This is a genomic window from Escherichia sp. S10b, assembly GCF_028421345.1.
In the GTDB taxonomy this organism is placed as follows: domain Bacteria; phylum Pseudomonadota; class Gammaproteobacteria; order Enterobacterales; family Enterobacteriaceae; genus ECMA0423.
Map to the genome: position 1 here is coordinate 1 of NZ_JAHZSO010000111.1, position 1447 is coordinate 1447.

Consider the following 1447-nt stretch of genomic DNA (forward strand, 5'->3'; position numbering starts at 1 on the left):
AACAGGTCGTGGCATAGGAGGCTCTGATGCAGGATATTCCACAGGAAACACATCATGAGACGACACGCCTCACTCAGTCAGCCCAGGTGGTGCTCTGGGAAATCGATCTGACAGTGGTCGGTGGAGAACGTTATTTTTTCTGTAATGAGCAGAACGAAAAAGGTGAGCCGGTCACCTGGCAGGGGCGACAGTATCAGGCGTATCCCATTCAGGGGACGGGATTTGAACTGAACGGCAAGGGCAGTGCTGCCCGTCCGACACTGACGGTTTCTAACCTGCACGGCATGGTCACCGGGATGGCGGAAGACCTGCAGAGTCTGGTCGGAGGAACGGTGGTCCGGCGTAAGGTTTACGCCCGTTTTCTGGATGCGGTGAACTTCGTCAACGGAAACAGTGACGCCGATCCGGAGCAGGAGGTGATCAGCCGCTGGCGCATCGAGCAGTGCAGTGAACTGAGTGCGGTGAGTGCCTCTTTTGTACTGTCCACGCCGACGGAAACGGACGGTGCCGTTTTTCCGGGACGTATCATGCTGGCCAACACCTGCACCTGGACCTATCGCGGTGATGAGTGCGGTTATCACGGTCTGGCGGTCGCGGATGAATATGACCAGCCAACGTCCGATATCACGAAGGATAAATGTAGCAAATGCCTGAGCGGTTGTAAGTTCCGCAATAACGTCGGCAACTTTGGCGGCTTCCTTTCCATTAACAAACTTTCGCAGTAAATCCCATGACACAGACAGAATCAGCGATTCTGGCGCACGCCCGGCGATGTGCGCCAGCGGAATCGTGCGGCTTCGTGGTGAGAACGCCGGAGGGGGAAAGATATTTTCCCTGCGTGAATATCTCCGGTGAGCCGGAGGCGTATTTCCGGATGTCGCCGGAGGACTGGCTGCGGGCAGAGATGCAGGGTGAGATTGTGGCGCTGGTCCACAGCCACCCCGGTGGTCTGCCCTGGCTGAGTGAGGCTGACAGGCGGCTGCAGGTGCAGAGCGATTTGCCTTGGTGGCTGGTCTGCCGGGGTGAGATTCATAAATTCCGCAGTGTGCCGCATCTCACCGGGCGGCGCTTTGAGCACGGGGTGACGGACTGTTACACGCTGTTCCGGGATGCTTATCATCTGGCGGGGATTGAGATGCCGGATTTTCATCGCGGGGATGACTGGTGGCGTCACGGTCAGAATCTCTATCTGGATAATCTGGAGGCCACAGGGCTGTATCAGGTGCCGTTGTCAGCGGCGCAGCCGGGCGATGTGCTGCTGTGCTGTTTTGGTTCATCGGTGCCGAATCATGCCGCCATTTACTGTGGTGACGGCGAGCTGCTGCACCATATTCCTGAACAACTGAGCAAACGAGAGAGGTATACCGACAAATGGCAGCGACGCACACACTCCCTCTGGCGTCACCGGGCATGGCACGCATCTGCCTTTACGGGGATTTGCAACGAT

At 57.4% G+C, this 1447-nt stretch carries 2 protein-coding genes; both read left to right on the forward strand.

What is annotated here, in order from left to right; genetic code table 11:
• The first annotated feature begins 26 nt into the window (after positions 1–26).
• Complete coding sequence (locus FTE26_RS08355) at positions 27–725, forward strand: phage minor tail protein L (RefSeq protein WP_001463420.1); 699 nt, start codon at positions 27–29, stop codon at positions 723–725.
• Positions 726–730: 5 nt separating this feature from the next.
• A partial coding sequence (locus FTE26_RS08360; protein ID WP_272457542.1) for a C40 family peptidase occupies positions 731–1447 on the forward strand: 717 nt, incomplete at its 3' end.